At 51.8% G+C, this 6000-nt stretch carries 7 protein-coding genes; 6 read left to right on the top strand and 1 reads right to left on the bottom strand.

Going from position 1 to position 6000, the window contains the following annotated elements:
• Positions 1-328 (top strand): YbaN family protein (locus KJ869_03995; protein MBU1576351.1); only part of this gene is annotated, 328 nt, incomplete at its 5' end.
• Positions 329-336: 8 nt separating this feature from the next.
• On the opposite strand, the gene KJ869_03990 is transcribed toward KJ869_03995, so the two are convergent.
• Complete coding sequence (locus KJ869_03990; GenBank protein ID MBU1576350.1) at positions 337-879, bottom strand: hypothetical protein; 543 nt, start codon at positions 877-879, stop codon at positions 337-339.
• 424 nt (positions 880-1303) lie between these two features.
• Between KJ869_03990 and KJ869_03985 the strand changes: the two genes are divergently transcribed.
• The 5 genes from KJ869_03985 to ruvB all read left to right on the top strand — a co-directional run bounded on the left by KJ869_03985 (position 1304) and on the right by ruvB (position 5954).
• Positions 1304-2491 (top strand): methyltransferase, encoded by a 1188-nt coding sequence (locus KJ869_03985; protein MBU1576349.1) that lies wholly within the window; start codon positions 1304-1306, stop codon positions 2489-2491.
• Positions 2492-2630: 139 nt separating this feature from the next.
• A complete protein-coding gene (locus KJ869_03980) occupies positions 2631-3380 on the top strand; it encodes a YebC/PmpR family DNA-binding transcriptional regulator (GenBank protein ID MBU1576348.1) in 750 nt (249 codons plus the stop codon).
• An 82-nt stretch (positions 3381-3462) separates the two neighbouring features.
• Entirely contained in the window at positions 3463-3954 is a 492-nt protein-coding gene (gene ruvC / locus KJ869_03975; protein MBU1576347.1) for a crossover junction endodeoxyribonuclease RuvC, read from the top strand.
• A gap of 196 nt (positions 3955-4150) precedes the next feature.
• Positions 4151-4741, top strand: coding sequence for a Holliday junction branch migration protein RuvA (gene ruvA / locus KJ869_03970; protein ID MBU1576346.1), 591 nt, complete (start codon positions 4151-4153; stop codon positions 4739-4741).
• Positions 4742-4937: 196 nt separating this feature from the next.
• Positions 4938-5954, top strand: a complete 1017-nt coding sequence (gene ruvB / locus KJ869_03965) for a Holliday junction branch migration DNA helicase RuvB (protein MBU1576345.1) — start codon at positions 4938-4940, stop codon at positions 5952-5954.
• The last annotated feature ends 46 nt before the right edge of the window (positions 5955-6000 follow it).

Here is a 6000-nt window from a genome sequence, read left to right as displayed (position 1 = left end):
TCTAGGCATATTCCTGCCATTATTACCCACCACGCCGTTCCTTCTATTGGCGGCAGTCTGCTATGCCAGGAGCTCCCGGAGGTTTTACAATTGGCTGATGACCAATCGGTGGTTTGGAAACTACATAAGAAATTACCGGGAACGAAAGGGAATTCCCCTGAAAATAAAGATGCTGGCTATTTCCACGTTATGGATTACCATAACCTTTTCGGCCTTGTTTGTTATTAAGCTTCTTATGGTCAGAATCGTTTTATTCCTGATCGCGGCCGGTGTAACCTGGCATATTGCATCGGTAAAAACATTGAAAAACTGTCAGGATGAAGTTTAGCAGTTGCCTTACGGAATATTATTATTGAATAATTTCTGTATTAAATTAAATTCCCGTAGCTTGTTTTCGTGTTTTGACCAGCGTCGTATTTCTTTCAGATCGATTTTTTGATTTTTGGCAACCAACAGGGCTTGCTCCAGACTTTGCCTGTCATTCCAGTGATAATAGGCCGATAGCCTGTCTTTGGCGCAATCGGTGGGGGATAGAAGTTTTAATTGCCCGGAGGGGAACTTTAAGGTAACAATATTTTTAACGGGTTCCGAGCCGACCGATAAAGGACCTGAAGGAAATTCAACGAAAAACTTTGAGTCTGGGTGGCGGAAATATCTATTCTCTTCGAAGAAGCCGATCTCGGACAGGGCTTGGTTGACCTTCTTGCGGCTTGATTCCGTTTCATCTATAAAATCAAGATCGTAGGACTGATACTGGTTGTCGGTATAAATGGAAACACAGGCCCCTCCGGTAAGAACGCAGCGAATACCTTTTTTCTTGAGTTGATTGTAAACCAGTACGGCAAATTCCGACAGGTTCATATTTTTTACGGCTTTCATAACGGCTTTCCCTTTCTGCGGGGCCTGCGGCGGGTAATAACCAAACTATCCTGCAACTCTTGGGGATAAAACTTAAAGGCATTCCCCATAAGACTTTTAATATCGGTAGTGAATGGATATCTGGGGTTAAAACTATAAAGCCTGGTTCTGCCAACCATCCGGCTGGCTAGTATCCCGCCGATCTCAAGCCTTTCCAACTGTTTCTGAATTTGGTTAAGGTCGGTGTTGAAGAATCGGGATATCTCCCGGGCATAACCATCCTGTCTAGCATAAAGAAACACAAGTACTTTTTCCCGGTTGCCTGACCCCAATAATGTTTCCAACATGATAATGACCTCTTTAATAGGTTATATGACCTAATGTATAGGTCATTATAATAAAATTAAAACCAAAAGTCAAACAAATAAAATAGAAAATAAGCGCCATGAACCTTGAAAATCCTCTATCATACGAAAATGTCGCTCCATATCGGATCGGACAGCTGGGGCAAAAATTAAAAAACCTGGGATTGACGGCAAAGAAAGTTCAAAAAGTACTGGGACTGGAATGCCTGTCTGATCTTTATCCTCTGGAATACAGGTATCTTCCGCTGTTTGTGGAAAGGCTTTCGGAGGAAGAATCCCCGGTGAACCATGTTATCAGTCTGCTGGTTTTGGGATTACCGGGCAAAAAAGATGATATTGAACAGGCTTTGGGAGCTGCCAATCTGGAATTGCTATGCAATCTAAGTCTCTGCTCGGTTGACCGGGGAGACATACATGCCAATTTCACAATACTTCCGTTCGAGGACCTGTTGATAGCTACCGACAAGGTCTTTTTGAATGTCGATGAATATGCCAAGGATGAATATCTTTCCTCCGACAACTTGGTCTGGAGATTGGACAAGACCTCGTACATCATGGCGGCGGGAATGTTGCGTAAGCCATGCAAAACGGCGCTGGACCTGGGCTGCGGCTCCGGTCTGCAATCGCTGTTGTTGTCCCGGCAGGCCGTAAAAGTGACCGGGGTGGACATAAACCCCCGAGCCATAAACCTGGCCGGGTTCAATGCTCTGCTGAACGGCATCACCAACGTTAAATTCATCTGCGGCGATCTGTACCAACCGGTCGGCAATAGTAAATTCGACCGGATAGTCTCCAATCCGCCATCGGCCCCGGGCCTGGTAAAGGCTTGGAACCGGGAGGGCGGCATCAGCGGGCGGGAACTGGTGGAGGATATTCTCTCCGGTGTCCGGGATCACCTGGAATACGGCGGGATATGCCAGACCACCCTGCACCTGGGCTATAACGAGGATAAGGACATCATGCTGTGGCTGGAAAAATATTTGCCGGAAAAAGAATTCCTGAATTTCATCATCAGGCATACCGATGAGAGAGAAGCGGCCGAATATGCACTTCAGGAGGCCTATCAAAAATCCGGCCCCAAGGATCATATTACCTTTCACCGGACCTATCAGATCTACCGGGCGGGATTGAAGGCGGCCGGGATCGAGAGGGTCTCCTTCGGCCTGCTGTCGGCCAAATTCAAGGAGGGTGGACAGCCGCCGGCAATAAGAACGACCGACCTTTTAAGAGAATCGATATCCGGTTTGATAGAAGATCACTGGTCATAGACCTAAAATTTCTTATTCCTTGACAAGCCCGGGCCTTTTACGGTAAAATCATATACATTAAGGTTTTAACTGATAATTTATCAACCCAATTATACGTCATGTTTCAATAGGACATGGCCGTTTGCCAAGGAGGTTTTGCATGTCAGGTCATTCAAAATGGGCTACCATTAAAAGGAAAAAGGCCGGGATCGATGCCGCCAGGGGCCGTGTCTTTACCCGGGTGATAAAGGAGATCTCCATAGCCGCCAGACAGGGCGGAGGCGACCCCGACGGCAATCCCCGCTTAAGGACGGCCATTGGCATTGCCAAGGCCAGCAATATGCCGGCCGATAATATCGAGCGGGCCATCAAAAAGGGCACCGGCGAGCTGGAGGGCGTGACCTACGAGGAGATCACCTACGAAGCCTACGGACCGGGCGGAGTGGCCCTGCTGATAGACTGCGTGACCGACAACAAGAACCGCACCGCCTCCGAACTGCGGCACCTGTTCTCCAAATACGGCGGAAACATGGGGGCCCAGGGCTGCGTGGCCTGGATGTTCGAGGCCAAGGGGGTCATCACCGTAGACTCATCCAAGACCGACGAGGATACTCTGATGGACGTGGCGCTGGAGGCCGGGGCCGATGACGTCAAGGCCGAGGAGGGCGTATTCGAGGTGTTTACCGCGCCGTCCAGTCTGGAAGCGGTGAAGTTGGCCATCGAGGCCAAGGGTATCCCGGTAAGCTCGGCCGAGATGAACAAGATCCCCCAGAATACCGTCCAGCTTGACGAGAGGGGCGCCGAGAGCATGCTGAAGCTGATGGACATGGTGGAGGACTTCGACGACAGCCAGAAGGTCTATGCCAACTTTGACATCTCTCCCGAGATCATGGCCAAACTGGACAAGTAACAGCTGAACCACAAAGGCACGAAGACACCAATTTCGTTAAACATTAATCCTCTTTGTGCCTTGGTGTCTTGGTGGTGATGAAATGATAATATTAGGAATAGATCCCGGAAGCCAGACCACCGGATATGGAGTATTGGAAAGCGACGGCCGAAATCGCAAAGTAGTAGCCCTCGGATGCCTCAAGGCACGGCCGGGGGTTTCTCTTTCCGTCCGGCTGGGGGTGATCTACGCCGGGCTTCAGGGGGTCCTGGAGCAGTATAAACCAGATGAGGTGGCGGTGGAGGCCACCTTTTACGGCAAGAATGTCCACAGCGCCCTGGTGATGGGCCATGCCAGGGGTGTCTGCCTGCTGGCGGTGCAGCAGGCCGGATGCAAATTATTCGAATATTCCCCGCTGGAGGTGAAGAAGTCCGTGGTGGGCCAGGGCCGGGCCAGCAAGGATCAGGTGGGCTTCATGATCCGGGCCATGTTGGGCTTGCGGGCCACTCCGCCGGAGGATGCGGCCGACGCTTTGGCGGTGGCGATATGCCATCTGCAGAGAAGGCAATTGGCACAAATGATCAAGAAGGTTTGACCTCACCCTTGATCGCTCCCCGATGCGGCAAGAGAAAAATGTCACCCTGAGAAATCTTTTTATTTGGCAAGTTGAACGGGTGACATTTGGACCTCACCCCCGGCCCACTTCGTATGGCAAAATAAAATTCTTCTCAGTGCAGGCTCTCTCCAAATAAATTTGGAGAGGGAAAATGAGAAAATAATTTTTAAAAGATATGTATCATCACATCAAAGGAACATTGGTCCATAAATACCCGGCCGAGGCGGTGATAGACGCCGGGGGGGTGGGGTATCAGATAAGCATCTCGCTGAATACCTTTGATAAACTGCCCGAGACCGGCAACCAGGCCAAACTGCTGACCTACCTGCATGTCAAGGAGGACATCATGCAGTTGTTCGGCTTTGCCAGCGAGAAGGAGCGCAAGGTCTTCAAAATTCTGATCGGGGTCTCCGGCATCGGGCCCAAGCTGGCGCTGACGGTGCTGTCGCACATGGCCCCGGAGGACCTGGAACAGGCGGTGGCCAACCAGGATATGACCATGCTGACCGCTATCTCCGGGGTAGGCAAGAAGACCGCCGAGAGACTACTGGTGGAGTTGAAGGGCAAGATCGCCGAAGCGGTGGTGGAGGGATTGCCGACTATCAGGGGACAGGGGGCAGGTACCAGTGACCCGGTGATCGAGGCCTTGATGACTTTGGGATTGAATTACGCCGAGGCCAAGAATGCGGTGGAGAAGGCCAAGGCCAAACTGGGTGACAAGGCTCCGGTGGAGCAGTTGATACGGGAAGCGCTTAAGGGAAAATGAACAAGTATTGCTGGAAAGATTGGGACATTAACCACAAAGGCACTTACCCCTCCCTGCCCTCCCCCAAAGGGAGAGGGAAACTGATAAGGTATTCAGTCATTGCGAGAATACAAGCATACTTTACATGCGAAGCAATCCAATATATATAATAAACTCTGCGTCTCAGCGGTAAAAAAATCAAATATTAATAAATGATATGACAGATAAAATAACCATACCCGATGTCCTGGAGGGCGATCTTGAGTTCGATTCCTCGGTCCGGCCGGTAAGCTTCGACGAGTTCGTGGGGCAGAACAAGATCAAGGACAACCTCAAGATATTTATCCAGGCCGCCCAGGGCCGGGGCGAGGCCATAGACCACATGCTGTTCTGCGGGCCGCCGGGGCTGGGCAAGACCACCCTGGCCCATATCATCGCCAAGGAAATGGGGGTGCAGATCAAGGCCACCACCGGCCCGGTGCTGGAGCGCCCGGCCGACCTGGCCGGGATCCTGACCAACCTGGGCGAACACGACGTGCTGTTCATCGACGAGATCCACCGCATCAACCGGATGGTAGAGGAATATATCTACCCGGCCATGGAGGATTACTGCATAGACATCATGATAGACAAGGGCCCCAGCGCCCGCTCGGTGCGGCTGAACCTGCCGAAATTCACACTGATCGGGGCCACCACCCGGGCCGGCCTTTTAACCGCGCCCATGCGGGCCCGTTTCGGCATGATCAACCGGCTGGATTATTACACCCATGACGATCTGGAGCAGATCATCCTTCGCTCGGCCAAGATATTCAATGTCAGCATAGATTCCGGCGGGGCCAGGGAGATAGCCCAGCGCTCCCGGGGAACTCCCCGGGTGGCCAACCGCCTGCTGCGCCGGGTGCGCGATTTCGCCCAGGTGGAGTGCGACGGCAACGTTACTGCGGCCATCGCCCAGAGATCATTATTACGCTTGGAAGTGGACGAGGTGGGGCTGGACGACATGGACAAGAGGATACTGGAGGCCATCATCAAGAAATTCAACGGCGGGCCGGTGGGCCTGAACACCCTGGCGGTGGCGGTGGGCGAGGAGTCCGACACGGTGGAGGAGGTCTACGAACCGTATCTGATACAGGAAGGATTTTTGATGAGAACCCCGCGGGGCCGGGAGGCCACCGAGAGGGCGTACAAACATTTGGGACTAAGTTCGGGGAAGAAGCAGACGGAGATGCTTTAGTTTGGCTGGCCTTTAATTCTTCTTCAAAAACATTAAGTCCTAAACA

The sequence above is a fragment of the Candidatus Edwardsbacteria bacterium genome (genome assembly GCA_018821925.1).
Taxonomy (GTDB): Bacteria; Edwardsbacteria; AC1; order AC1; family EtOH8; genus UBA2226.
The sequence above is the reverse complement of the archived record's forward strand: the minus strand, read 5'-3'. Positions and strand labels throughout refer to the sequence as shown.